We start from the raw sequence: 24,082 nt of genomic DNA on the forward strand, positions 1-24,082 counted from the left end.
GTGGCGGGCGGTCCGCGGCGGTGGTCGGGGTGCGCTGTTGGCGGGGCGTGTCCTGGGAAGACGTGACGAGCCTCCCGATCGTGTTGCACTCGCACCGGTCGAGTGCCAGAATCGGCGTTGGCACTCGCTCACGTTGAGTGCCAGCACGACCCCACGACGTCCGGGAGGGACGAGAACTCACATGGCTAAGATCATTGCTTTCGACGAGGAGGCCCGCCGTGGCCTCGAGCGCGGCCTGAACCAGCTGGCCGACGCCGTGAAGGTGACGCTCGGCCCGCGCGGCCGCAACGTCGTCCTCGAGAAGAAGTGGGGCGCCCCCACGATCACGAACGACGGTGTCTCCATCGCCAAGGAGATCGAGCTCGACGACCCGTACGAGAAGATCGGTGCGGAGCTCGTCAAGGAGGTCGCCAAGAAGACCGACGACGTCGCCGGTGACGGTACGACCACCGCGACCGTCCTCGCCCAGGCACTCGTCCGCGAGGGCCTCCGCAACGTCGCCGCCGGCGCCGACCCCGTGTCGCTCAAGCGCGGCATCGAGAAGGCCGTCTCCGCCGTCTCCGACCAGCTCCTCGCCAACGCGAAGGACATCGAGACCAAGGACCAGATCGCCGCGACCGCGTCGATCTCGGCTGCAGACCCGACCATCGGCGCGCTCATCGCCGAGGCCATCGACAAGGTCGGCAAGGAAGGTGTCGTCACCGTCGAGGAGTCGAACACCTTCGGCACCGAGCTCGAGCTCACCGAGGGCATGCGCTTCGACAAGGGCTACCTGTCGCAGTACTTCGTCACCGACCCCGAGCGTCAGGAAGCCGTCTTCGAGGACGCCTACATCCTGATCGTCAACTCGAAGATCTCGAACATCAAGGACCTCCTGCCGGTCGTCGACAAGGTGATCCAGGCGGGCAAGCAGCTCCTGATCATCGCCGAGGACGTCGACGGCGAGGCCCTGGCCACGCTCGTCGTGAACAAGATCCGCGGCATCTTCAAGTCCGTCGCCGTCAAGGCCCCGGGCTTCGGCGACCGCCGCAAGGCCATGCTGCAGGACATCGCGATCCTGACCGGTGGCCAGGTCATCTCCGAAGAGGTCGGCCTCAAGCTCGAGAACGCGACGCTCGACCTGCTCGGTCGTGCCCGCAAGGTCGTCATCACCAAGGACGAGACCACGATCGTCGAGGGTGCCGGCGACGCCGAGCAGATCGCCGGCCGTGTCCGTCAGATCCGCGCCGAGATCGACGCGACCGACTCCGACTACGACCGCGAGAAGCTCCAGGAGCGCCTCGCGAAGCTCGCCGGTGGCGTCGCCGTCATCAAGGCCGGTGCCGCGACCGAGGTCGAGCTCAAGGAGCGCAAGCACCGCATCGAGGACGCCGTCCGCAACGCGAAGGCTGCCGTCGAAGAGGGCATCGTCGCCGGTGGTGGCGTCGCCCTCATCCAGGCCGGCAAGGTCGCGCTCGACGCACTCACCCTCGAGGGTGACGAGGCGACCGGTGCGAACATCGTCCGCGTCGCCATCGACGCACCGCTCAAGCAGATCGCGCTGAACGCCGGTCTCGAGCCGGGTGTCGTGGCCGCCAAGGTCCGCGAGCTCGAAGCAGGTTGGGGCCTCAACGCCGCGACCGGCGAGTACGTCGACCTCATCGCCGCGGGCATCATCGACCCGGCCAAGGTCACGCGTTCGGCGCTGCAGAACGCTGCGTCGATCGCTGGTCTGTTCCTGACGACCGAGGTCGTCGTCGCCGACAAGCCCGAGCGCGCCGCGGCCGCTCCGGCCGGCGACCCGACGGGTGGCATGGACTTCTAAGCAGTCCTGTTCGAAGGGCCCCGCACGCTGCGCGTGCGGGGCCCTTCCGCGTGCGGGGGGGCGCTCAGGTTCGCCGAGCGGTCACCAGACGTCGGCAGCGCGAGCGCGTACCGACAGCAGGCGACCGGTCGCCGACGTGCGAACGGGGTGTTCTGGCCGTTGGTGGGCACGCGTGCCGGCTCGGGCGGAGCCCAGTCCTGCACAGGAGGCCCGGCTCGCCTCCTCTTCCACAGCCCGGTCCGCCCGTGCCTCACGTCCCCCTCCCGCGCCTCAAGCTGGCCAGATGCCGACGCCGCGCCGCCTGCCCCGAGCCCTCGAAGTCCGCACCTTCACGGTGGCCGAGGCCGTGGGGAAGGGTGTGCATCCCGAGCGGCTCCGCCGGAGTGACCTCGTCGCGCCGGTCCGAGGTGTTCGCGCGCCGGCAGGGTCGGCGGACTTCCTCGAGGCCGTCGCGCAGGTGATGCGCCCTGATCAGTACTTCAGCCACACCACGGCCGCTCGGCTCTGGGGTGCGCCGCTTCCCGCGTCGATGCGGTCCGAGACGGCCGTCCACGTGACGACGGTTGAGAACGGGGTGCGGATGCGCCGTCCGAACGTCGTCGGGCACCGACGTGCAGAGCCCGAGGTGGCGGAGCACAGGGGCCACCGGGTCAGTGCCCCGTCCGCGATGTGGTTCGAGTGTGCTGCGAGTCTCGACGTCCCCGCGCTCGTTGCGGTCGGTGATCACCTGGTCGGCCGATCCGGATTGGCGACGATCGACGACCTCCGGGCGGCGGTGTTGCCGGGCAGCCGCTACGTCCGCCGGGCGCGGAGCGCGCTTGACCGGATCCGCGTGGGGGCAGAGTCCGCGATGGAGACCTGGCTCCGGCTCGCTGTCGAGGACGCAGGGTTCCCGGAGCCGGAACTCAACCTGGACGTGCACGACCCGAGCGGGCTGTTCCTTGGTCGCGTCGACCTCGTCTGGCCGGCGCTCCGGATCGGTCTCGAGTACGACGGCGACCACCACCGGGAGCGCGACGCGTTCCGTCACGACCAGCGACGCGACAACGGATTCGTGGTGAACGACTGGCTCATCATCCACGCGACGGCTGCCGACGCGGGGCGGCCAGCGGTGCTGTTGGAGCGGCTTCGCCAGGCCTTCGAGGCGCGGACGGTCACGATCCGTCTCCGCCGGACGTGAACTCCCGGCAGTCCGGCGCCACAGAGTGGTCGCAACGTGCTGTCGGGTGCACGTCGAGTGGTCAGGGCTCGTCGCACGGACAGTTGCGGGGCGACGGTTCGTGACCAGTCGGCAAGCGCCCGCGTCAGGCGGCGTAGTCGCGCGGCAGCAGGGGCAGCCAGACGCGGAAGGTCGCGCCGCCACCCTCGGTGTCGAAGACCTCGACCGAGCCGTGGTGCGCCGCCACGATGCCCGACACGATCGCGAGCCCGAGGCCCGAACCACCGGTGTCCCGCGCACGCGAGGTGTCGGCACGCCAGAACCGCTGGAAGATCTTGTCGCGCAGCTGCGCCGGGATCCCCTCACCGTGGTCGATGACGTCGATGTGGGCCATGCCGCGGTCGTCGTCCACCCCGACGCCGATCTCGATCGGGTCGTCGTGCTCGGTGAACCGCATGGCGTTGCCCATCAGGTTCGTGACGATCTGGCGGATCTTGTTCTCCTCCGCCAGCACGATCGGGGGACGCTGGGGCATGACGACCGTCGGCAGTGGCGTCGTCTCGTCGGTGGGGGCGGTACCGGCCTCGATGTCCATCGCCCGGGTCCTCCGAGCACGCAGCCGCGCGATCGTCTGCCGCGAGAACGCGATAGGCCCCGTGGTGTTCGCCGACGTGGGCGATGCCGGGGGGACCTCGCCCGTGTCGGACAAGGAGCCCGACGAGTCCGACGACCCCGACGAGAGCGACGACGACGACGCGGGCGGCCGCACTGCCTGGGGGACGCTCTCGCCCGTCATGGCGTCCTCGACGAGGACCTGGATCTCGCGGTCCGGGTTGGAGGCCATGGTGTCGAGCGCCGAGTCACGGGCGATCGCGACGAGGTCGACCGGGCCGAGCTCGAGCGGCTTGGACTCGTCGATCCGGGCGAGCTGGAGCAGGTCCTGCACGAGCAGGCCCATCCGCTTCGCCTCTTTCTCGATGCGCTCCATCGCCTGGGCGACGTCTTCTTCCTTGCGCAGGGCGCCCATCCGGTACAGCTCGGCGTACCCGCGCAGGGACACCAGCGGGGTGCGGAGTTCGTGCGAGGCGTCGCCGACGAACCGCCGCATCTGGTCGATGGTGCGCTGGCGGTCCTCGAACGCGGTGTCGATGCGCTCGAGCATGACGTTCAGGGAGCGGTTCAGTCTCCCGACCTCGGTGTTCGGGGTGTCGGCCTCGAGGCGCTGGTTGAAGTCACCGGCGGCGAAGCGTGCGGCGGTGTCCTCGACGTCACGCAACGGATCGAACGTGGCGGTGACGAGCAGCCGCGTGAGCATGGCGCCGAGCAGGATCACCGAGATGCCGAAGCCCAGGAAGATGACGGTGAACCGGGCGATGGTCTGGTCCGTGTCGGCGCTCGACACCGCGACGAGCACGAAGCCGGTCTCGGTGGAGCCGCTCGTCTGGTTCTGCAGTGACGCCGGGATGACCTGGGCACGCCACTCGTGGTTGTGCTGGCTGTCGTAGAGCGAGAAGCGCGCACCGTTCTGCGCCGCTGCGGAGAAGTCCAGTTCGCGGATGTCCGGGCGGCTCGATGCCTTCGTCTGGCAGATCTGGTCGCCGTCGGCGTCGTACGCGGCCACGTAGGCGCTCTGCGACAGCACGACCGACAGCTTGCAGTACTGCTCGCCGTCGCTGATGTTCTGGCCCTCGAGCTGCTCCGTGGTGCCCTTGACGTTGTTGTCGAGCTGCGCCATCAGGTACGTCGACAGGACGGTCATCGTGCCGAGCCCGGCGACGAGCAGGCCGAGCGCGACCAGGAGCACCGTGATCCCGGTGATCTTGGTGCGCAGGGAGATCCCGTCCCACCAGCGGCTCATTCGCGTGTGCATGCTGCCCCAACGATAGACAGCGGCCGCCCGGTGAAACCGGACGACCGCCGTGAAGAACGGAGGTGCTACGAGGCCTTGGACGCCTTGAGCATGTACCCGAAGCCGCGCTTGGTCTGGATGATCGGCTCGGCCGAGTACTGGTCGAGCTTGCGACGCAGGTACGAGATGTAGCTCTCGACGATGCCGGCGTCGCCGTTGAAGTCGTACTCCCAGACGTGGTCGAGGATCTGCGCCTTCGACAGCACGCGGTTCGGGTTGAGCATCAGGTAGCGGAGCAGCTTGAACTCGGTGGGGGAGAGCTCGATCTGCGCGTCGCCGATGGTGACCTCGTGCGTGTCCTGGTCCATGGTGAGCTCGCCGGCGCGGATGATCGCGTCTTCCTCGTCGTTCATGGTGCGACGCAGGATGGCCTTGATGCGAGCGACGATCTCGTCGAGGGAGAACGGCTTGGTGACGTAGTCGTCGCCGCCGACGGTGAGGCCGGTGATCTTGTCCTCGGTGTCGTCCTTCGCGGTGAGGAAGAGGATCGGCGAGGTGTACCCGGACGACCGCAGGCGCTTGGTGACGCCGAAGCCGTTCATGTCGGGGAGCATCACGTCGAGGATGATCAGGTCGGGTTCTTCCTCGAGCACGGCCGAGATCGCCTGTGCGCCGTTGCCGACGGCACGGACGGCGAACCCGGCGAAGCGCAACGAGGTCGTCAGGAGGTCGCGGATGTTCGGCTCGTCGTCGACGATCAGGATCTTGGGGCCATCGCTCATGGTCCTATCTTCTGACCGTTCCCTAATGGTTTCCTGAGAGCGGTGCGTACGTCAGCCCACGGGCGCCTGGACCTGGTCGGCATCCAGGATCGTGTAGGAGTACCCCTGCTCGGCGAGGAACCGCTGCCGGTTCTGCGCGAAGTCCTGGTCGACGGTGTCCCGCGCGACGAGCGTGTAGAACGACGCCGGCAGGCCGTCCTTGTTCGGACGGAGCAGTCGACCGAGGCGCTGCGCTTCTTCTTGCCGTGACCCGAACGACCCGGAGACCTGGATCGCGACGGTGGCGTCGGGCAGGTCGATCGAGAAGTTCGCGACCTTCGACACGACGAGCACGTCCACCTCGCCGGCACGGAACGCGTCGTACAGCCGTTCGCGCTCGTCGACGGGCGTCGCACCCGTGATCTCGGCCGCGTCGAGCGACGCCGCCAGTTCGTCGAGCTGGTCGATGTACTGCCCGATCACCAGGATCTGCTCGCCGCGGTGCTTCTCGATGAGCTCGCGGACGACCGGAGTCTTCGCGGGCGAGGTGGCAGCGAGCCGGTAGCGCTCGTCGTCGCTCGAGGCCGCGTACTCCAGGCGTTCCTGGTGCGGCAGGTCGATGCGCACCTCGTAGCACTCGGCCGGGGAGATGTAGCCCTGCGCCTCGATCTCCTTCCACGGAGCGTCGTAGCGCTTCGGGCCGATGAGCGAGAAGACGTCGCCCTCGCGGCCGTCCTCGCGCACGAGCGTCGCGGTCAGGCCCAGGCGTCGGCGGGCCTGCAGGTCGGCGGTCAGCTTGAACACCGGGGCCGGCAGCAGGTGGACCTCGTCGTAGACGATGAGGCCCCAGTCGAGGGCGTCGAGCAGGGACAGGTGCGTGTACTCGCCCTTCCGACGGGCGGTCAGGATCTGGTAGGTCGCGATCGTGACCGGCCGGATCTCCTTGACGCTGCCCGAGTACTCGCCGATGTCCTCGGCCTTCAGGGTCGTGCGCTTGAGGAGCTCGCTGCGCCACTGCCGTGCGGACACGGTGTTCGTCACGAGGATGAGCGTGGTCGCCTTGACGGTCGCCATCGCCCCGGCGCCGACCAGGGTCTTGCCGGCGCCACAGGGCAGCACGACGACTCCGGACCCCTGCGCGAAGAAGGTGTCGACGGCCTGCTCCTGGTACGGGCGCATGTGCCACTCGGCCGTGTCGAGGTCGATCGGGTGCGACTGCCCGGGGGTGTAGCCCGCCAGGTCCTCGGCCGGCCAGCCGAGCTTCACGAGTTCCTGCTTGATCTGCCCGCGTGCCCACGGCTGCAGCTCGACCTCGGAAGGCGTCCGCATGTCGCCGAGCAGTGGCTTGATCCGCTTCGACCGGATGACCTCGGCCAGCACGGACGGGTCCTCGGCGGTCAGGAGCAGGACGGGCAGGCGCTCGAGTTCCTCGGTGGGGGAGTTCGCGATGACCGGGGCGTCCTCGCGTTCCTCACGCCGGATGACGAGTCGGCCGTAGCGGGACACCGTGTCGCGGATGTCCACGGTGACGCTCTGCGGCACCGGGAACTTGGCGAAGCGCTCGAGGGTGGCGATCATCGCCTCGGCGTCGTGTCCGGCGGCCCGTGCGTTCCACAGGCCGAGGCGGGTGATGCGGTAGGTGTGCACGTGCTCGGGGGCGCGTTCGAGTTCGGCGAAGGCCGCGAGCTCGTGGCGTGCGTCCTCGGCGTCGGGGTGTGCGACCTCGAGGAGCACGGTGCGGTCGCTCTGCACGATCAGCGGTCCGTTCATGACCTGCCAGCCTAGCCGTCGTCACCTGCGTTCGGGTGACCGTGCACCTCAGGCGTCGCTCTCGACCGCCACGACGAGCGACAGCGGCAGCGTGCGCTCGACGTCGACGCTGGTGTCGCGCCCTCGGACGCGTCCGGCGGCGACCGAGGTCGGGATGATCGAGAACGGCCGTTCGGAGCCGTCCGGCATCCGCACCGTCAGCCGGATCGGCGTGCGACCGCGCACGGCCAGGTCGATCTGCCGCCCGAGCCACTCCTGCTCGGGTTCCGCATCGCCACGCTGGGTGGTCAGGCGGAGCCGTTCCACGAGTGCGTGCGCCGCCTGCTCCGGCGAGCGTCCGGTGGGGCTGCGCCGACCGGGAGGCCCGTGGTGCGTCTCGGGGCGGGCGCCGGTCGCGAGCACGGCCGGGTAGCGCTGGTCCTCGAGCGCGGTGTGCACGACGTGCGCCGGGTAGCGGGTGGTGAGCGTCGTCAGGTCGCTGCGCTCCCACGCCATCTGCCGGAGTTCGGCGTCGACACCGATCAGGTCGAGCTGGTCCGCGGTGCCGCGGACGACGGTGCCGACCCCGCCCTCGCCGCGGTCGACGACGATGCTGCCGTCGCGTCCGGCGACCTGGTCGACCAGGTAGGCGAGGGGCTGCGGGACGCCGGTCGACGACAGCCGGGTGAGCAGCGCCAGGACGTCGTCACGGGAGTGCCCGGCACGGAACGCCGTGCGCAGGGTGTCCTCGGAGATGCGGTAGCGGGCGGCCAGACCGGGTGCCTCGAGCACGGCGACCGTGCGCAGGGCGGCGTCGTCGACCGGGGCGAGGGGCCCGGGGGCGATCACGGTCAGGTCGTGTTGCAGGTACACCTGGCCGACGGTGCCGGGCAGGTCGTCCGCTGCAGGCCTGGCGTCACCGTCCAGCAGTGCTCGGCCGGTGCTCGTGACGATGCCGTCGACCGCGAGTCCGAGCGACGCGGCGGTGCCGGCGGCGTCGAGCAGCACGGCGTCGAGCCAGCGGGAGCCCGCCGGGTACGCCCAGCGGCCGAGTGCCACGAGGTCGCGCAGGTCGTCGTCGGCGAGTGCGAGGACCTCGTGCACCGCGGGGCCGAGGGTGTCCGCCCAGGCCGACACGAGGGTCGCCCAGCGGTCCGGCCAGTCGGCGACGAGCCAGTCCTGTCCGGCGTCGGTGACCGTCCACCGGCCGGAGCCCGGGTCGGCGAACCCGACCCGGTCGAGCAGTGCGAGGCGGCCGGGCACGACGTCGGCGTCGGTGCCGATGCGCTCGGCCAGGGCCTTGGCGAGCGGCGTGCCGATGCCGCCCTTGACGAGTTCGCGGACGGTGCCGGCGTCCACCGCACGCAGCAGCTCGGCGAGCACGGTCATGCTCGAGAACGCCTGCTCCGCGCCCGTGGTGCGCGCGCGGTCCTGGCCGGCCACGTCGTCGGCGTGGGCGGCGCGGTCGGGGCGATCCGGGCCTCCCGTCGATCGCAGTGCCACGAGGTCGGGGTGGGCGGCCACGCGTGCGGCGACCGCGTCGTCGACGGCGCCGTCCTCGTCCGCCAGGCCGAGCGTGATCGCCGGACCGAGGCGGTCGGCGTCACCGCCGTCGCGGAGCGCCAGGATCGTGGCGCGGGGCAGGTGCTCGACGGCGGCGTCGACCGCGTCGTCGGTGCGGAGCGCCTCGGCCAGGTCGAAGAAGTCGGTGATCCGTTGCGGACCGGTCTCGCCGAGGGCGGCCGGGGGCAGGCTCCGCGCAGCGACGAGTCGTTCGAGGGAGTCGTCCGGCAACGCCCGGAGTCGGGCGGCCAGGTCGGCGGTGGTCGTCATCGTCCGGTGCCAGCGTCCGGGGCGGACGTCAGCGAGCCGTCCGGTTGGCTCGTGCGCGGCGCGTCCAAGTGATGGCGAGGAGCGTGAAGACCAGGACCATGCCGATCGGGAAACCGACGAGCGGGATCGCCATGATCACCGGCCACGGCATGGAGCCCTGCGCGCTCGGGACCGTCAGCCACATGACGATCATCGCCGCCATGCAGAGGAACGCAGCGATGAAGATGCCACCGACCATGAACGCCAGAGCGCGTTCGGTACGATTGAACGTCACCGGGGGTTCTGCGGAATCCTGCGGGTTCCCGGTTGATCGGGTCGGATTGGCCATCGACCCAGGATATCCGACGCACCACGGCCGTACCACGACCTCGAGGAGTCCACGCATGCCCACCGGCAAGGTCAAGTTCTACGACGACGACAAGGGCTTCGGCTTCATCACCGGAGACGACGGCGACCAGGTGTTCCTGCACGCGTCCTCGCTGCCCGAAGGCGTCGTGACCGTGAAGGCGGGATCCCGGCTCGAGTACGGCGTCGTGCAGGGGAAGAAGGGGTCGCAGGCACTGTCCGTGCGGCTCCTCGACCCGCAGCCGTCGTTGTCCCGGATGACCCGTCGCTCTGCAGACGACATGGCCGTGATCGTCGAGGACCTCGTGAAGGAACTCGACCGGATCAGCGGAGACCTCCGCCACGGCCGCTACCCGAAGAACGGCGATCGACTCGCCGCCATCCTGCGGCACGTCGCAGACCAGTTGGAGGCGTGACGCCATGACAGACAGCGACGCAGTACCTGTGGACGCAGTACCCGTTGACTACACCGACCTGGCGCGGACCGCGCTGCTCGAGGTGACCCCCGAGTCGAGCATCGGCGCGCCCGTCGGCACCGTGGACGAGGGCGACGGCGTCGTCTCCGTCCTGTTCGCGAACCGCATGCCGGGCTACCCCGGCTGGCGCTGGACCGTCAGCGTCGCGAAGGTCGGCGACGAGGACCCCACCGTGCTCGAGGTCGAGCTGATGCCCGGCGACGGCTCGCTCGTCGCACCGGAGTGGGTGCCGTGGTCCGAGCGACTGGCCGAGTACCGGGCGGCGCAGGACCACGAGTCGGACGAGGAGTCCGACGACGAGGGCGACGACGACGAGTCGGACGACGAGGACGACGACGACTTCGATGACGAGTCGGACGAGGACGCCGACTACGACGACTCGGACGACGACGAAGCCGACGACGAGTCGGATGACGACGAGGACGACGAGGACGCCGAGTTCGAAGCGGACGAGGACGACCTCGACGAACCGGACGACGACGACATCGATGGTGTGGACGTCGACGCGCTCGCCGACACCGCTGATGCGGACGACGAGGACGTCGACGACGCCCCGCAGCCCCCTCGCCGTCGTCGCGCGCAGCGCGTGCAGCCCGTCGACCCGGACGCCGACCTCGACGGCGCCCAGCTCGATGCCGGTGAGGTCGACCCGGACTTCCACCGCTCCTGACACGCACCCGAACAACGACGAAGCACCACGGGATCCCGTGGTGCTTCGTCGTTTCCGTGGTGTTCGTCGCCGGCTCTGGCCCGCGCGACGGACGGGTCAGCGCAGGGCGTCGACCGTGAAGTCGATCGCCTGCACGAGCTTCGCGACGTCGTCCGGGTCGATCGCGGTGAACGTCGCGACGCGCAGCTGGTTGCGCCCGAGCTTCCGGTACGGCTCGGTGTCGACGATGCCGTTCGCGCGCAGGGTCGCGGCGACGGCCTTGGCGTCGACCGAGTCGTCGAGGTCGATCGTGGCGACGACCTGCGAGCGGGCTGCGGGGTCGGTCACGAACGGCGTCGCGTAGTCGACCGACTCGGCCCAGTCGTACAGCGTCGACGACGAGGTCTTCGTGCGGGTGTCGGCCCAGGCCAGGCCGCCGGACTCGTTGATCCACCGGACCTGGTCGTCGAGCAGCAGCAGCGTCGAGATCGCCGGGGTGTTCAGCGTCTGGTTCAGGCGCGAGTTGTCGACGGCGTTCTTGAGCGACAAGAACTCGGGGATGTACCGACCGCTCGCCGCGATGCGCTCGACGCGCTCGATCGCCGCGGGGGAGAACAGCGCGAGCCACAGGCCGCCGTCGGAGGCGAAGTTCTTCTGCGGGGCGAAGTAGTAGACGTCGGTGGCGTCCACGTCGAACGCGGCACCACCGGCGGCGCTCGTGGCGTCGACGACGGTCAGCGCTCCGGCGTCACCGGCGGCGCGGACGACCGGGGCCATGACACCGGTCGAGGTCTCGTTGTGCGGGTAGGCGTAGACGTCGACGCCGTCGACGGGCTCGAGCGCGGCGAGCGATCCGCCGGGGGCCTCGACGACGTGCGGTGCCTCGAGCCACGGGGCGCCGGCGGCCTTGGCGAACTTCGACCCGAACTCGCCGAAGGACAGGTTCTCTGCGCGACGCTCGATGAGGCCGAACGCGGCGGCGTCCCAGAACGCGGTCGAGCCGCCGTTGCCGAGGACGACCTCGTAGCCCTCGGGGACCTGGAACAGGTCAGCGAGCCCGGAGCGGACGCTGCCGACCAGGTCCTTCACGGGCTTCTGGCGGTGGGACGTGCCGAGGATCGTGGCCCCGCGCGTCACGAGGGACTCGAGCTGCGCGCCGCGGATCTTGGACGGTCCGCAGCCGAAGCGGCCGTCGGTGGGGAGGAGTTCGGCGGGGATGACGATGTCTGCCATGCACCGATCCTACCGAGCGCGATCCCAGTGCTGGTGCGCCTGTACCGGCCGGACGGGGAGGCCTGGAGTGCTGTGGCCACGGCCCTCTTCTTGCCCCGTGCAAGTGTCGGTCGGAGTTCGTCGGTCCGAACAAGTAGGGTGGTGGCCGCTGGGCCCAGACATGAGAGGCGGACCGTGACCGATCTCGTCGACACCACGGAGATGTACCTTCGCACCATCCTCGACTTGGAGGAGGAGGCGATCGTTCCGCTGCGCGCTCGCATCTCGGAGCGCCTCGGCCACTCGGGCCCGACGGTCTCGCAGACCATCGCCCGCATGGAGCGCGACGGCCTGGTCGTCGTCTCCGGCGACCGCCACCTCGAGCTCACCGACGAAGGGCGCTCCCGAGCCACCCACGTCATGCGCAAGCACCGTCTGGCGGAGCGCCTGCTGGCCGACGTCATCGGACTCGACTGGGCGTTCGTCCACGACGAGGCCTGCCGGTGGGAACACGTCATGAGCGAGCAGGTCGAGGTCCGCCTGCTCGAGATGCTCGGCAACCCGACCGAGTCGCCCTACGGCAACCCGATCCCCGGCCTGGCCGAGATCGGCGGCCCCGCAGCCGCCGGGTTCCTCGACGGCGTGCAGAACATCGTCGCCGCGACCGAGGGCACCGACGCCGTCGCGACCGGTGTGATCCGTCGTCTGGGCGAGCCCGTGCAGTTCGAGCCCGAGCTCCTGCACCAGCTCCGCACGGCCGGCGTCATGCCCGGTCGTCTGGCGAGCGTGCAGCGCGCCGGGGCCTACGTCGCCGTCCGCGTCGAGGGTGAGGACTCGGGCATCGAGCTCCCCGTCGAGGTCGCGCAGCACGTGTACATCGAGCGGGAATGATTTCACGCCCCTGAACAGGGCTTCTTTACCGTTTCGTTACAAACGGCCCGTTTCATCTCGACAAGGTAACGACGGCCCCGTACACTCGTCGAGTCCCCGCGCTGCGCCTGAGCCGGAGACCCGTGGCAGGACGTCTCGAACCCGTCTCCTGCCTCGATCGGAAACGATGACGAACGGATGGGGTTGCACGTCGCCGGACACCCACGGCAGCGTGATGACGAGACGCCGGAGACCACACCCTTGACGCAGACCGGTTCCGCCGCGGACGACCAGACGCCCGCCAACCCGACGAACACCGAGAACGCCACCGACGCACCGCTCACCCGGCGGTCCGTCCGCCAGGCGGACACGCGCCCGACCCGCAAGGTCGTCCCGGTCCGCTCCGCCCCGCTCCCCGGTGGTCGTCGTGCCGCACAGGCCGCAGCCACCGCGACCGCAGCCAAGGCGAGCTCGTCGTCGCGCAAGCGCAAGTTCCTCGCCCCCATCGTCCTGACGGTCGCCGCCGGCATGTTCGGCACCGTGGCGGTCGCGCCGGCCTTCGCCGCGCAGACCTCCACCGGCACCGAGGCGGCGAACGCGCAGCGCCAGGTCCGTGCGACGGAGAGCCAGGAGTTCTCGGTGTCCGACGCCGTCGCACTGGCCGGCACGAGCCGCGACGGCTACGGCGCCACGTCGACCGCGACGCTCGACGCACGTGCAGCGGCCAAGCAGGCTGCAGCCGACCAGGCCGAAGCGACCGAGGCAGCCGCTGAGCAGGCCGAGCAGGCAGCATCGGCCACGCAGGCGGCGCGTGCCCAGACCGCCGAGCAGTACGCCTCGTACACCGGCCCGTCCGCCGCCGACTACGTGGCCAGCTCCAGCGCCGCGGACACCCCGTTCTCGCTGCCGGCCGTGGTCGCCACCGCCAAGCAGTACATCGGCACCCCGTACGTCTTCGGTGGCGCCGACCCGTCCGGCTTCGACTGCTCGGGCTACGTCATGTTCGTCTACGCCCAGTACGGCATCAACCTCGCGCACTCCGTGCCGCTGCAGGACCAGGCCGGCACCACGATCCCCGAGTCCGAGGCGCAGCCCGGCGACGTCGTCATCTTCAACAACGAGGCGCACGACGGCTTCTACATGGGCAACGGCATGATCATGGACGCCCCGAAGCCCGGCGGCTCCGTGTCGATCCGTCCGATCTGGACCAGCGACTACCACATCGTCCGCTTCGGCATCTGAGGCATCCGACCCGACCGCGGGGCATCGAACCCGTGAACATCGCCGAAACCGGCCCGTGCACCCTCGTGCCGGGCCGGTTTATGACGTAGCCTGGCGCTGCACCGGTCCGCAAGGCCCCGAGCAGGGAGACCCCATGTCGTTGTTCCGCACGACCCGCACCATGGGTCGGCGCGCGCGCATCGACATACGGTCGACCACCGCCTGCGTGCACGAGCACGCCCCTGCATGACCAGAGCACTGCCCTTCCGGGTGGTGCTCTTCGTGGTTCAGGGGACGTGTGCGCGAGCGACGGTCACCTGCGAAGGACCCCGGTCCGACGCACCCGCAGCGCCTGGAAGCCGTCCAGGCACGTCGGAAGGGAACCAATGCGCACTCTCGTCCTCAACGCCGGTTACGAGCCCCTCGCGGTGATCTCGTTCCGACGAGCCCTCGTGCTGGTCATGAACCAGAAGGCCTCCGTCGTCGCAGCCGACCTCGAACACCCGGTGACCGGGTCGACCTCGAGCTTCGATCGGCCGTCCGTCATCATCCTCACCCGGTACGTGCGCATCCCGCACTCGAGACTCGTGCCGGTGTCGCGCCGCGGAGTCCTGCGCCGTGACGCCAACCGGTGCGCGTACTGCGACCGGCACGCGACGACGATCGACCACGTGCAGCCGAAGTCGCGCGGTGGGCAGGACTCGTGGGAGAACCTCGTGGCCTGCTGCCTGGCGTGCAACAACTTGAAGGGTGACCGCACCCCGCAGGAGATGGGGTGGCGGCTGCGTTTCCGTCCGAAGATCCCGCACGGTTCGTCGTGGGTCGTGCGCGGCATCGAGCGTCCGCAGGCGGAGTGGGACGAGTACCTCGTGGCCGCGTAGCGAGCCGTGTGCCCTCGTCCGTCGTCCCCCCCCCCCTGTCGCTACGCTCAGGTGAGGGCAGCTCAGTCGTAGCGCTCCGCCCGCTCACTCAGGACGAACGGACCCCGTCATGGACACTGCCCCTGCCCACCACAGTGCGATCGAGACCAACGGATGGCAGCGGTTCTGGAACCGCGGCGGCTGGTGGCGCGCCGTGCTGGCCGTCGTCCTCTACCTCGCCGTCTACGAGGGGCTCGGCTGGCTGAACGCCCACACGCTCGCCCGTGGCATCACCGCTGACGAGCTGTTCGCCACACCCCGTGGCGCCATCGTGGGCGTCGCCTTGCCGATCATCGTGATGGGGCTGTTGACCGTGGTCTTCGTCCGTACCCTCGGGTGGGGGCGCGAGGTCTTCGGGCGGCAGCCGCTGCCGGGGCGCGGGTGGATGTGGATCGCCGTGGTCCTGCTGCTCGTGCCGATCGTGATCCGGCTCATCGCGACGAACTGGTCGTCGTACTCGGTCTCCGTGGTCTTCGCGGTGCTGTTCCTCGGCCTGTGCATCGGGTTCGCCGAGGAGCTCATCGCCCGTGGCGTCGCCGTGAACCTCCTCCGACGTGGGCACCACACCGAGCGGACGGTCGCGCTGTTGTCGTCGCTGCTGTTCGGGCTGATGCACGCGTCGAACGCGATCGGCGGGGCGGCGTTGCCGACGGTCGCTGTGACCGTCGTCTACACCTTCGGCATCGGCATGATGTTCTTCCTGTCGATGCGGGTCACCGGCAGCATCGTCCCCGCGATGCTCCTGCACGCCGCGACCGACCCCACCACGATCCTCGCCACGGGCGGCATCGACACCACCGCGGCGACCGCTGGCGATGCTAGCCTGATCGGCTTCGCCGGGATCTTCAACTTCGTCTACCCCGTGCTCGCGCTCCTGGTGCTCTTCTTCATCAAGGGTCGTGTCAGCGGTCGGGCCCCCGAGGCGCAGTCGGCCGGGGCAGCGGCGTGACCACCGACATCGGTCGACGCCGCGAGGTCCCGCGGCTGTTCTGGATCGCGCTCGTCGCCTGCGCGGTCTACGTGGTGATGGCCGCGGGGTTGGGGAACCTGCTCAGCGCCGCGGTTGACGGGGAGAACCACCCGATCGCCGACTGGCTCGCCGGTACCTGGATCCCGGTCGGCATCATGATCATCGTCGGGCTGTACTTCGCCCGTCGCTCCGGCTGGTGGAAGGACATCTGGCACGAGCGTCCCGTTGCGGTCGAGCGTCCTCGGCGCTGGTGGTGGCTCGCCGCACCGTTGCTGTCTCTCGTCTCCACAGTGATCCTGTTCAGCCTCGTGCCGTGGTCCGAGGCCTCTGCCGGGATCATCGTCGTCGTCCTGATCGGGGCCCTCGGTGTCGGCGTCGGCGAGGAACTGTACTTCCGCGGGATCCTCGTCACCGCGCTCCGCGCGCACCACTCCGAGTTCGTCGTCCTCATCGTCTCCTCGGTCGTGTTCGGCCTCGCGCACGTCGTGGGGTACCTGATCGCGGGCCTGCCGCTCGGCTTGATCCTGTTCCAGGTGGCGTTCATCAGCATGGACGGCGCCCTGTACTACGCCGCGCGCCGCGCAACCGGGCGGCTGTGGGTGCCGATGCTCCTGCACGGGCTCAACGACGCTGCGCTGTTCCTGCAGACCGCCGGGCGGAACCACGAGGGTGCCGAACCCCCGGCCACCACCGGGGTCATCGAGATCGTGCTGATCGCGTTGTCCGTCGCGATCGCGATCAGTGTCCTCCGCGAGACGCTCCGGGATCGCCGCGAACGCCGCGCGACCGCCGACACGAGGGAACCGCGCTGACGCGAAGCTCGCGCCGACGAGAAGGGTGCGCGCCCCGCGCGGGTCGTGCGCGGCGCCGAGTGAGCAGAAGGCGACGGGTCGCGGGTGGCGACCCGTCGTCTTGTGCTCACTCGATGACGGCCTGGAGGCACGTGGCGGGGCCGCCACGGGCCTCCAGGCCGTCAGGTGGGTGCGCTCAGAGCGCGCGCTTGCGGCCCGGCAGGAGGAAGACCGCAACGATCCCGAAGGCGATGTAGACGAAGTTGAACAGCGACGCGAAGGTGACCAGTGCGTGCGATCCGCCGATCACGACGGCGTGCGCATCGTTGATGCCGCCCGCTGCCATCAGGGTGGTGGGGTCGGTGAGGGCGTGCAGGAGCATCGGGACGATCAGCCACCGGCTCACCCGGAGCGCGAGGAACATCATCGCGCCGAAGCCCATCGCGTAGCCGACCGTCGCGAACACGAGCAGCGGGTTGCCGCCGCCGAGCAGGTTCTGCAGGTGGATCAACCCGAAGACGACCGACGACAGCACGTAGACCGCGCGTTCGCTGTACCCGTGGTGTTCGAGCAGCTCGACCGTGAGACCGCGGGTGAGGAGTTCTTCGGCGAACCCGACGCAGAGGCCGAAGAACAGGATCGCGAGGACGAGCGTGGGGGTGAAGCGGGACCAGTCGGTGCCGGCGAGCTTCATCACCGGCGGGACGACGGTGATGACGACCGCGATCCACATCCACCGCGGGGCGCGTGCAGTGCGCCGGCGGAACAGGTGCGGCAACCAACCGAGTGAGCGCGCGAACAGCAGCAGGAGCAATCCCATCAGGCCGATCGGCAGGATCGAGGCCAAGAGCACGCTCGCGGGGTCGCCGTACAGGTCGTCGAGGTCGATGAACGGCCGCACGAACAGGCCGATCAGCTGACTGATGCCGAGGTACACGAGCAGGTAGACGGCGGCGAGCAGGACCGAACGCCACCACCCGCCGCGTGCCCAGAAGCGTTGCCACGCGTTCGCGGTCGTCTGATCCGTCATGTGGTTTCCCCTGAGGTGTGTGTCGTGTGCGGTGCCTGGTGGGTGGCAGAGGGTCCCAGCCTGGCGTATCCCGGGTCCGCAGGGAGCACCCGCCGTCCTTGTGCTCACTCGGTGACCGCCGTCCGGGTGTCGGTCCCGCTGAGTAGCGTCGCGGGCATGGGCGAGACACCGAAGATCGACGACGCGACCATCGAGGACCTCCGCGCGCGACTGCGGGCCACGCGCTGGCCGGACGCACCCGCCGGCGCTGGCTGGTCCCTCGGGGCGGACGTCAACGAGCTCCGGTCGCTCATCGAGTACTGGGCCGACGGCTTCGACTTCGACGCGCACCGGGCGGCACTCGCCGCACTGCCCAGCCGACGGCTGACGATCGACGGCACCGGGATCCACGTGCTGCACGCCCGAGCGGGCACGCCCGATGCGCTGCCGCTCCTGCTCGCCCACGGCTGGCCGGACTCCGGGTGGCGGTACCGCAAGGTCCTGCCGATGCTCGTCGAGGCCGGGTTCGACGTGGTCGTGCCGGACATGCCCGGGTACGGGTTCTCCGACGCCCCGCCGCAGCCCCTCGACGCCCGCGCGGTCGCCGGCATGTGGGCCGAGCTGATGACCGAGCTGGGCTACGAGCGCTTCGCGGTCGCCGGCGGGGACATCGGCACGCACGTCGCCCGCTACCTCGCGCTCGACCACGCCGACCGGGTCGTCGCCGTGCACCGCATCGACGGCGGGCTCGCCTGGCCCGGCATCGACCTCGACACGTTGTCGCCGGAGGAACGCGGGTTCGTCGCCGCGACCGCCCGGTGGCGCGACGCCGAGGGTGCCTACGCGATGATGCACCGCACCAAGCCGCAGACCGTCGCGGTCGGCCTGAACGACTCACCCGCCGGACTCGCCGCGTGGATCGTCGAGAAGCTCCGGTCGTGGAGTGACTGCGACGGCGACCTGTGGTCCGTGTACACGCAGGACGAGGTGCTCGCGCTGCTGACCGAGTACTGGGCCACCGGCACGATCGGTTCCGCGATGCGGATGTACCACGCGAACGCCGCCATCCCGCCGGAGCAGTCGGCCCGACGGGTCGAGGCGCCCTCCGGTTTCTCGCTGTTCCCCGGCGACCTGGTGGAGCCGCCGCGGGCGTGGCTCGAGCGGACGACGAACCTGGTGTCGTACCGGATGATGCCGCGCGGGGGACACTTCGCGCCGTTCGAGCAGCCGGCGCTGTACGTCGACGAGCTGACGACCTTCCTGGAGCCGTTCCGCCGCTAGAGTGGACGGGCCAGCCTCTGTAGCTCAATGGAAGAGCAGTTCCGTCCTAAGGAAACGGTTGGGGGTTCGAGTCCCTCCAGGGGCACCGAAGCCGGGCGCCGCGGATCACCCCGCGGCCGGCGGGTCCTCCGGGATCGGGTGCTCGCCCTGCCAGATCGTGTCGACCTGCGCGAACTCGCGCGGTGCGCACTGCGTGTCGAGGACGTCGACGGCTTCGGTCGGCGTCGACCAGATGTACCACGGGCCGGCGCCGGGGCCCGTGCTCGACCACAAGCCGTCGGCGTACCACGACGGCGCCACGTCGCCGATCGGGTGCCCCGCCTGCGCCATGCAGGCCGCGAGCCGGTCGAAGGCGGCGGTGTACTCGGCCAGGGTGATGGTGCCGTCGGCGATCGCAGCCTGCTGCTGGGGCGAGGGCTGCGCGATCCGTGCCGACCGGGCCCACGACGCCCACACGGCGTAGCGGGCACCGCCGCCACCGGAGACCGACACGGCGGCCGCTCCGGATGCGGTCAGCGGGGAGAGGCTCCATCGCGGCATGGAACCCGGCGTGCACGCGACGGCGTCGGCGACGGTCGTCCCGCCGACCTCGACCGTGAAGGTGCCGGGGTCGAGACACTCCCACGTCAGCGTCACCCGGTCGGCTCCCTCCGGCCGAGCGCCGAGGGAGAACGAGGCGTCGCCGTGGGTGACGGTGAACGCGGGGGAGCCGAGCATCGATGCGTGGTTGACCTCGACCGTCCCGTAGCGGGTCGTCGTCGCGAGCAGATCCTCGCGTGCGGCGTCCGCGGTGGCGCCGGGGAGCGCCGCAGCCGTGATCCCTCCGGTGAGTCCGGCGCCGACGGCGAAGGCCGTCACGACCGCGGCGACCGTGCCGCGAGTGGGTCGCCGCCGACGCGCGGGGTGGGCCGTTGCGTCGACGTCGGCGACGAGGGCGTCGCGCATCGCGGCGAGACGAGGGGAGATGCGGTCGTTCACAGTGTGCCTCCGAGGGGTTCCGCTGACGTCGAGTACTGCTGCTGGAGTCGTGCCTTCGCCCGGTGGAGCCGGGACTTCACGGTGCCCGGTGCGACCCCGAGGGCTGCGGCCGCTTCGCGTTCGCCGAGGCCTTCGAGCACGCAGAGCGTGAGGACCCGCTGGTCTGCGATCGGGAGCCCGCGCAATGCTGCGACCGCTTCGGCGTCGGTGAACGACTCTGCGGGGTCGGGAGCGGGGTCGTCGACCGGGAACCTCCCGAGGAAGAGCCGGTGACGGCGGGTGGCGCGGGTCAGGTTGTGCGCGGTGTTCGTCGCCGTGACGAGCAGCCAGGGCAGCATGGAGTCGTCGACGAAGCGGACGCGTTCGCGCTTCCGCCAGGCCTCGAGGAACGCGATGGCCACGACGTCGTCGGCGTCGGCCGGTGTGGGGACGAGGCCGACGGCGTGCCGGCGCAGGCGTGGGGCGTGGCGGTCGAAGACGCGTCCGACCGCTCGGCCGTCGCCGGCGATGCCCAGCGCCCAGTCCGCTCGGTCCCCCGTGATCTGGTTCATGCCCTGTATTGTCCGGGCGCAGCGGATCGGTTCCCGGTTCGCGGGACGAGTTCTCCACAACCGTCGCGCTGGACGGTAGCGACCCCCGGTCTCCCCGTACGATTGACCCCGTGTCCAAGGTCCTGAGCAGTCTCCCCGTCGGCGAACGAGTCGGCATCGCGTTCTCAGGGGGTCTCGACACCTCCTGCGCCGTTGCCTGGATGCGCGAGAAGGGGGCGATCCCCTGCACGTACACGGCTGACATCGGTCAGTACGACGAGCCGGACATCGACGCCGTCCCGAGCCGCGCCCACGAGTACGGTGCCGAGATCGCCCGCCTGGTCGACGCGAAGAGCGCCCTGGTGGAAGAAGGCCTCGTCGCCCTGCAGACCGGCGCGTTCCACATCCGCTCCGGCGGCAAGACGTACTTCAACACGACGCCCCTCGGTCGTGCGGTGACGGGCACGATGCTCGTCCGCGCGATGAAGGAGGACGGCGTCGACATCTGGGGCGACGGCTCCACCTACAAGGGCAACGACATCGAGCGGTTCTACCGCTACGGTCTGATGGCCAACCCGCGTCTGCGCGTCTACAAGCCGTGGCTGGACTCCGAGTTCGTCGAGGAGCTCGGCGGTCGCAAGGAGATGAGCGAGTGGCTCGTCGCCCGCGGCTTCCCGTACCGCGACTCCACCGAGAAGGCGTACTCGACCGACGCCAACATCTGGGGTGCCACGCACGAGGCGAAGAGCCTCGAAGAGCTCTCGAGCGGCCTGGACATCGTCGAGCCGATCATGGGCGTTGCCGCCTGGCGTGACGACGTCGAAGTCGCCACCGAGGTCGTCAGCATCCGCTTCGAGGCCGGACGCCCCGTCGCGATCAACGGCGAGGAGTACACGGACGCCGTCGCACTCGTCTACGAGGCGAACGCGATCGGCGGTCGTCACGGCCTCGGCGCGTCCGACCAGATCGAGAACCGCATCATCGAGGCGAAGAGCCGCGGCATCTACGAGGCACCGGGCATGGCCCTGCTGCACATCGCCTACGAGCGGCTGCTCAACGCGATCCACAACGAGGACACGGTCGCGTCGTACCACAACGAGGGCCGTCGCCTCGGGCGCCTGATGTACGAGGGCCGCTGGCTCGACCCGCAGTCGCTCATGCTCCGCGAGTCCCTGCAGCGCTGGGTCGCGTCGGCCGTCACCGGTGAGGTCACGTTGCGCCTGCGCCGCGGCGACGACTACACGATCCTCGACACCACGGGTCCGGCGCTGTCGTACCACCCCGACAAGCTCTCGATGGAGCGGGTCGGCGACGCCGCCTTCGGTCCGGACGACCGCATCGGTCAGCTCACGATGCGCAACCTCGACATCGCGGACTCCCGCTCACGGCTCGAGCAGTACGCGGCGGCCGGCCTCATCGGCGGTGCGACGGCCGAGCTCGTCGGTGAGCTCGAGGCGGGCGAGTCCGAGGAGATCCTCGGTGGCGCCGTCATCGCCTCGGACGCCGAGGATGCGCTCGGACGCCGGACGGACCTCGCCTCCGAGGGCGCAGCCTTCGACTCCGGCACCGACTGACGAGCGCAGCGCCACGCGACCGGTACCACGCGGCCGGTCACGCGCGGTGGACGCGCAAGGAGACGGACGGGAGGCGCGGTGCCAGCTGGCATCGCGCCTCCTGTGCGTCGTCCTGCCGCCGGCTCAGGCCGCGGCGCCTCCGAGCAGCAGCTCCAGCTGCTCGACGACCAGGTCGGGCCGCGTGATGAACGGGTGGTGCCCGGTCGGCACGTCGACGCTCCGCGTCGCCCGCGCCGCGTGCGCGCGCTGCAGCCCCACGGTGGTGCTGCGGTCCTCGGTGCAGACGAGGTATGTCGAGTCGACGTCCTGCCACCCTGCTGTCGTCGTCGGTGTCACGAACGCCCCCGCCGACTGGGCGGTCACCCGCCCCCATGCCGCTCGCTGCGTGTTCCCGTCGGCGTCCTGCAGGAAGCGCGCACCGAAGGACGCAGCGTCGTACCCGGCGACGGCGAGGACACCGTCACCGGCCGGGCCGATCGACACGGGATCGGGCTCGTCGGCCATGATGCCGGCCTGCGCGGAGCCGACGTCGGGCAGGTACGAGGACACGTACAGCAGGTGTGCGACGGCGTCGTGCCGTCCGGCCTCGGCGATGACGGTGCCGCCGTAGGAGTGGCCGACGACGATCGCCCCGTCGCTGTCGTCGAGGGCGGCGCGCAGGGCGGCTGCGTCCTCGGCGAGCCCACCGTCGGGGTGACCCGCCGGGCCCTCGCCGCAGGACGGCAACGAGACCGCTCGGCTGCGGATGCCGGTGCGGCCGCGGGTTCCGGTGCGGCTGTGCAGCAGGTCGGCGGTGGGCTGCCACCACCAGGCACCGTCTCGGACCAGGGCGCCGTGGACGAACAGGATCTCCATGCCCCGACGCTACGGCGATCCGGGCGGCGGCGTGCGATCGGCCGGGAAGCGCACCGCGCTCGACGGCGTCGGACGCAACCCCTACCGTGGAGGAACTGGATCGGTCATCAGGGACCCGTCGTCACGATGCTCCTCACAGATGTGAGGTCTGGCACAGCGGGTCGATCCGGACGAATCCGAGATGCGCATCATCTCGACGAAGGGCTGGTCGTCATGACCGCCAGGATGCAACACGATTGGCACCGCCACGGCCTCCGGTCGCCGGAGGACCTCGAAGCCCTCGTGGCCGAGCGCCTCGAAGGAACAGGCCACGCTTCCACCAGCACGGGTGACGCACGGCGCGAGCCGTCCTACGCCGACTTCCTCGGCGAGCAGATCTGATCCGTCCCGGTCCGCTGCTCTACGGCTTGTAGAGTCTGTGCATGCGGACAGGACGAACGACGGCAGCTTCCCTCGCGATCGTCGTCGGAGGGCTCCTGGCGCTCGTCGGGGTTCAACCGGCCTCGGCGCACTCGGCCCTGACCGGCAGCTCGCCCGCTGACGGCGCGGTCGTCACCGAACCGCTCGACCGGGTCGACCTGACGTTCAGCGAGGCACCGCTCGCGGGTCTCGACGCGGGACTGCGGATCCAGGTCACCGACGCCGACGGCACCGACGTGTCGACGGGCGAGGTGACCGTCTCCGGCATGACGATGGGCAAGGCCGTCGACCTCGAGAACGGCGCGTACACGGTGCTCTGGCGGTACGTGTCGCCGGACGGCCACCCGATCGACGGCTCGTACGGGTTCGAGTACCGGGCCGCCGTCACGACGCCGTCCGCGACGACGACATCGCCGACGTCGGATGCCGCCACCCCCACTCCGACGTCGACCGGGACCGCCACCGGGGCCTCCGATGGCGCTCCCGACTCGGCGCCGGGCATCGCCCCGGGAGTCTGGGTCGCGCTCGGCGCCGGCACGGTCCTCGCCGCCGGGGCCGTCGTCGTGCTCCTCCTGCGCCGCACCCGACGCACTTCGTGAGCAGAAATGGTCGGGTGGCCGAGCGCCACGCGACCATTCCTGCGCACCATGCGCCGCGCCCGCGACCCGGCCACGCACCGGACGGGAGGCCCGCCACCCGGCCGCCACGGGCCTCCCGTCCGACGCCGGCCGCGTTCACCCCCGCTTCGTGAGCAGAAGCGGTCGGATCCTGGAACGGGACCCGACCTCTTCTGCTCACCATGCGAGCGCGGCGCGCGCCGCGCACC

The 24,082-nt window shown here is 70.3% G+C and carries 23 protein-coding genes and 1 tRNA gene; 14 read left to right on the forward strand and 10 right to left on the reverse strand.

The annotated features are described in order from the left end of the window. The first annotated feature begins 181 nt into the window (after positions 1-181). Both groL and EDF31_RS10380 read left to right on the forward strand, forming a co-directional pair. Positions 182-1,804, forward strand: a complete 1,623-nt coding sequence (gene groL, locus EDF31_RS10375) for a chaperonin GroEL (RefSeq protein ID WP_111085221.1) — start codon at positions 182-184, stop codon at positions 1,802-1,804. Positions 1,805-2,087: 283 nt separating this feature from the next. Further along, positions 2,088-2,984 carry a hypothetical protein gene (locus EDF31_RS10380; RefSeq protein WP_131846062.1) on the forward strand — a complete coding sequence of 299 codons (897 nt, stop codon included), beginning with the start codon at positions 2,088-2,090 and terminating at the stop codon, positions 2,982-2,984. Between the two features lie 124 nt (positions 2,985-3,108). Here the strand turns inward: EDF31_RS10380 and EDF31_RS10385 are convergent, their stop codons facing one another. The 5 genes from EDF31_RS10385 to EDF31_RS10405 form a co-directional block, all read right to left on the reverse strand. Continuing rightward, on the reverse strand, positions 3,109-4,833 hold the full coding sequence (locus EDF31_RS10385) for a HAMP domain-containing sensor histidine kinase (protein WP_131846063.1): 1,725 nt from the start codon (positions 4,831-4,833) through the stop codon (positions 3,109-3,111). 65 nt (positions 4,834-4,898) lie between these two features. Beyond that, on the reverse strand, positions 4,899-5,594 hold the full coding sequence (locus EDF31_RS10390; RefSeq protein ID WP_017888045.1) for a response regulator transcription factor: 696 nt from the start codon (positions 5,592-5,594) through the stop codon (positions 4,899-4,901). 51 nt (positions 5,595-5,645) lie between these two features. Continuing rightward, positions 5,646-7,343: a DNA repair helicase XPB gene (locus EDF31_RS10395; protein ID WP_131846064.1), complete on the reverse strand. Its 1,698-nt coding sequence runs from the start codon at positions 7,341-7,343 to the stop codon at positions 5,646-5,648. Positions 7,344-7,391: 48 nt separating this feature from the next. After that, positions 7,392-9,155, reverse strand: a complete 1,764-nt coding sequence (locus EDF31_RS10400; protein WP_131846065.1) for a helicase-associated domain-containing protein — start codon at positions 9,153-9,155, stop codon at positions 7,392-7,394. A 28-nt stretch (positions 9,156-9,183) separates the two neighbouring features. Next, complete coding sequence (locus EDF31_RS10405; protein WP_123340886.1) at positions 9,184-9,429, reverse strand: hypothetical protein; 246 nt, start codon at positions 9,427-9,429, stop codon at positions 9,184-9,186. Positions 9,430-9,538: 109 nt separating this feature from the next. On the opposite strand from EDF31_RS10405, the gene EDF31_RS10410 reads away from it, so the two are divergent. Together EDF31_RS10410 and EDF31_RS10415 are read left to right on the forward strand one after the other, a co-directional pair. Then, positions 9,539-9,916, forward strand: a complete 378-nt coding sequence (locus EDF31_RS10410) for a cold shock domain-containing protein (RefSeq protein WP_131846066.1) — start codon at positions 9,539-9,541, stop codon at positions 9,914-9,916. A 4-nt stretch (positions 9,917-9,920) separates the two neighbouring features. After that, positions 9,921-10,646, forward strand: a complete 726-nt coding sequence (locus EDF31_RS10415) for a DUF3027 domain-containing protein (protein ID WP_131846067.1) — start codon at positions 9,921-9,923, stop codon at positions 10,644-10,646. Between the two features lie 96 nt (positions 10,647-10,742). Here the strand turns inward: EDF31_RS10415 and serC are convergent, their stop codons facing one another. Next, a complete protein-coding gene (gene serC / locus EDF31_RS10420; protein ID WP_131846068.1) occupies positions 10,743-11,858 on the reverse strand; it encodes a phosphoserine transaminase in 1,116 nt (371 codons plus the stop codon). Positions 11,859-12,032: 174 nt separating this feature from the next. On the opposite strand from serC, the gene EDF31_RS10425 reads away from it, so the two are divergent. From EDF31_RS10425 to EDF31_RS10445, 5 genes are all read left to right on the forward strand, one after another. Next, positions 12,033-12,728 carry a metal-dependent transcriptional regulator gene (locus tag EDF31_RS10425; RefSeq protein WP_131846069.1) on the forward strand — a complete coding sequence of 232 codons (696 nt, stop codon included), beginning with the start codon at positions 12,033-12,035 and terminating at the stop codon, positions 12,726-12,728. A 177-nt stretch (positions 12,729-12,905) separates the two neighbouring features. Continuing rightward, positions 12,906-13,949 carry a C40 family peptidase gene (locus tag EDF31_RS20505; protein ID WP_131846070.1) on the forward strand — a complete coding sequence of 348 codons (1,044 nt, stop codon included), beginning with the start codon at positions 12,906-12,908 and terminating at the stop codon, positions 13,947-13,949. Between the two features lie 365 nt (positions 13,950-14,314). Continuing rightward, positions 14,315-14,809, forward strand: coding sequence for an HNH endonuclease (locus tag EDF31_RS10435; protein ID WP_131846071.1), 495 nt, complete (start codon positions 14,315-14,317; stop codon positions 14,807-14,809). 109 nt (positions 14,810-14,918) lie between these two features. Continuing rightward, entirely contained in the window at positions 14,919-15,797 is an 879-nt protein-coding gene (locus EDF31_RS10440) for a CPBP family intramembrane glutamic endopeptidase (protein WP_131846072.1), read from the forward strand. Next, positions 15,794-16,630, forward strand: coding sequence for a type II CAAX endopeptidase family protein (locus tag EDF31_RS10445; protein ID WP_131846073.1), 837 nt, complete (start codon positions 15,794-15,796; stop codon positions 16,628-16,630). Before EDF31_RS10440 ends, EDF31_RS10445 begins: the two co-directional genes overlap by 4 nt. Before the next feature lie 175 nt (positions 16,631-16,805). Here EDF31_RS10445 and EDF31_RS10450 read toward each other — a convergent pair whose 3' ends face one another. Then, positions 16,806-17,639, reverse strand: coding sequence for a CPBP family intramembrane glutamic endopeptidase (locus tag EDF31_RS10450; protein ID WP_131846074.1), 834 nt, complete (start codon positions 17,637-17,639; stop codon positions 16,806-16,808). 156 nt (positions 17,640-17,795) lie between these two features. On the opposite strand from EDF31_RS10450, the gene EDF31_RS10455 reads away from it, so the two are divergent. Continuing rightward, on the forward strand, positions 17,796-18,899 hold the full coding sequence (locus tag EDF31_RS10455; RefSeq protein WP_131846075.1) for an epoxide hydrolase family protein: 1,104 nt from the start codon (positions 17,796-17,798) through the stop codon (positions 18,897-18,899). A 13-nt stretch (positions 18,900-18,912) separates the two neighbouring features. After that, positions 18,913-18,984, forward strand: a tRNA-Arg gene (locus EDF31_RS10460). A 20-nt stretch (positions 18,985-19,004) separates the two neighbouring features. Here the strand turns inward: EDF31_RS10460 and EDF31_RS10465 are convergent. After that, complete coding sequence (locus EDF31_RS10465) at positions 19,005-19,877, reverse strand: hypothetical protein (protein WP_131846076.1); 873 nt, start codon at positions 19,875-19,877, stop codon at positions 19,005-19,007. Further along, positions 19,874-20,428: an RNA polymerase sigma factor gene (locus EDF31_RS10470; protein WP_123293323.1), complete on the reverse strand. Its 555-nt coding sequence runs from the start codon at positions 20,426-20,428 to the stop codon at positions 19,874-19,876. The genes EDF31_RS10465 and EDF31_RS10470 overlap by 4 nt, the downstream gene beginning before the upstream one ends. A 110-nt stretch (positions 20,429-20,538) precedes the next feature. On the opposite strand from EDF31_RS10470, the gene argG reads away from it, so the two are divergent. Continuing rightward, complete coding sequence (argG, locus tag EDF31_RS10475; RefSeq protein WP_123293324.1) at positions 20,539-21,981, forward strand: argininosuccinate synthase; 1,443 nt, start codon at positions 20,539-20,541, stop codon at positions 21,979-21,981. A gap of 123 nt (positions 21,982-22,104) precedes the next feature. Here argG and EDF31_RS10480 read toward each other — a convergent pair whose 3' ends face one another. Then, positions 22,105-22,836, reverse strand: coding sequence for an alpha/beta hydrolase (locus EDF31_RS10480; protein ID WP_131846077.1), 732 nt, complete (start codon positions 22,834-22,836; stop codon positions 22,105-22,107). Positions 22,837-23,049: 213 nt separating this feature from the next. On the opposite strand from EDF31_RS10480, the gene EDF31_RS19955 reads away from it, so the two are divergent. Together EDF31_RS19955 and EDF31_RS10485 are read left to right on the forward strand one after the other, a co-directional pair. Next, positions 23,050-23,217, forward strand: a complete 168-nt coding sequence (locus EDF31_RS19955; protein ID WP_159570266.1) for a hypothetical protein — start codon at positions 23,050-23,052, stop codon at positions 23,215-23,217. Between the two features lie 41 nt (positions 23,218-23,258). Beyond that, positions 23,259-23,855, forward strand: coding sequence for a copper resistance CopC family protein (locus EDF31_RS10485; protein ID WP_131846078.1), 597 nt, complete (start codon positions 23,259-23,261; stop codon positions 23,853-23,855). Positions 23,856-24,082: the final 227 nt, after the last annotated feature.

The organism is Curtobacterium sp. PhB142 (assembly GCF_004341255.1).
Classification (GTDB): Bacteria; Actinomycetota; Actinomycetes; order Actinomycetales; family Microbacteriaceae; genus Curtobacterium.

Coding starts and splice junctions, on each gene's coding strand:
- EDF31_RS10390 (WP_017888045.1), bottom strand. CDS start 5,594: ATGAGCGATGGCCCCAAGATCCTGATCGTCGACGACGAGCCGAACATC.
- serC (WP_131846068.1), bottom strand. CDS start 11,858: ATGGCAGACATCGTCATCCCCGCCGAACTCCTCCCCACCGACGGCCGC.
- EDF31_RS10380 (WP_131846062.1), top strand. CDS start 2,088: ATGCCGACGCCGCGCCGCCTGCCCCGAGCCCTCGAAGTCCGCACCTTC.
- EDF31_RS10470 (WP_123293323.1), bottom strand. CDS start 20,428: ATGAACCAGATCACGGGGGACCGAGCGGACTGGGCGCTGGGCATCGCC.
- EDF31_RS10435 (WP_131846071.1), top strand. CDS start 14,315: ATGCGCACTCTCGTCCTCAACGCCGGTTACGAGCCCCTCGCGGTGATC.
- groL (WP_111085221.1), top strand. CDS start 182: ATGGCTAAGATCATTGCTTTCGACGAGGAGGCCCGCCGTGGCCTCGAG.
- EDF31_RS10410 (WP_131846066.1), top strand. CDS start 9,539: ATGCCCACCGGCAAGGTCAAGTTCTACGACGACGACAAGGGCTTCGGC.
- EDF31_RS10485 (WP_131846078.1), top strand. CDS start 23,259: ATGCGGACAGGACGAACGACGGCAGCTTCCCTCGCGATCGTCGTCGGA.
- EDF31_RS19955 (WP_159570266.1), top strand. CDS start 23,050: ATGACCGCCAGGATGCAACACGATTGGCACCGCCACGGCCTCCGGTCG.
- EDF31_RS10480 (WP_131846077.1), bottom strand. CDS start 22,836: ATGGAGATCCTGTTCGTCCACGGCGCCCTGGTCCGAGACGGTGCCTGG.
- EDF31_RS10415 (WP_131846067.1), top strand. CDS start 9,921: ATGACAGACAGCGACGCAGTACCTGTGGACGCAGTACCCGTTGACTAC.
- EDF31_RS10455 (WP_131846075.1), top strand. CDS start 17,796: ATGGGCGAGACACCGAAGATCGACGACGCGACCATCGAGGACCTCCGC.
- EDF31_RS10395 (WP_131846064.1), bottom strand. CDS start 7,343: ATGAACGGACCGCTGATCGTGCAGAGCGACCGCACCGTGCTCCTCGAG.
- EDF31_RS10400 (WP_131846065.1), bottom strand. CDS start 9,155: ATGACGACCACCGCCGACCTGGCCGCCCGACTCCGGGCGTTGCCGGAC.
- EDF31_RS10440 (WP_131846072.1), top strand. CDS start 14,919: ATGGACACTGCCCCTGCCCACCACAGTGCGATCGAGACCAACGGATGG.
- EDF31_RS20505 (WP_131846070.1), top strand. CDS start 12,906: ATGGGGTTGCACGTCGCCGGACACCCACGGCAGCGTGATGACGAGACG.
- EDF31_RS10450 (WP_131846074.1), bottom strand. CDS start 17,639: ATGACGGATCAGACGACCGCGAACGCGTGGCAACGCTTCTGGGCACGC.
- EDF31_RS10385 (WP_131846063.1), bottom strand. CDS start 4,833: ATGCACACGCGAATGAGCCGCTGGTGGGACGGGATCTCCCTGCGCACC.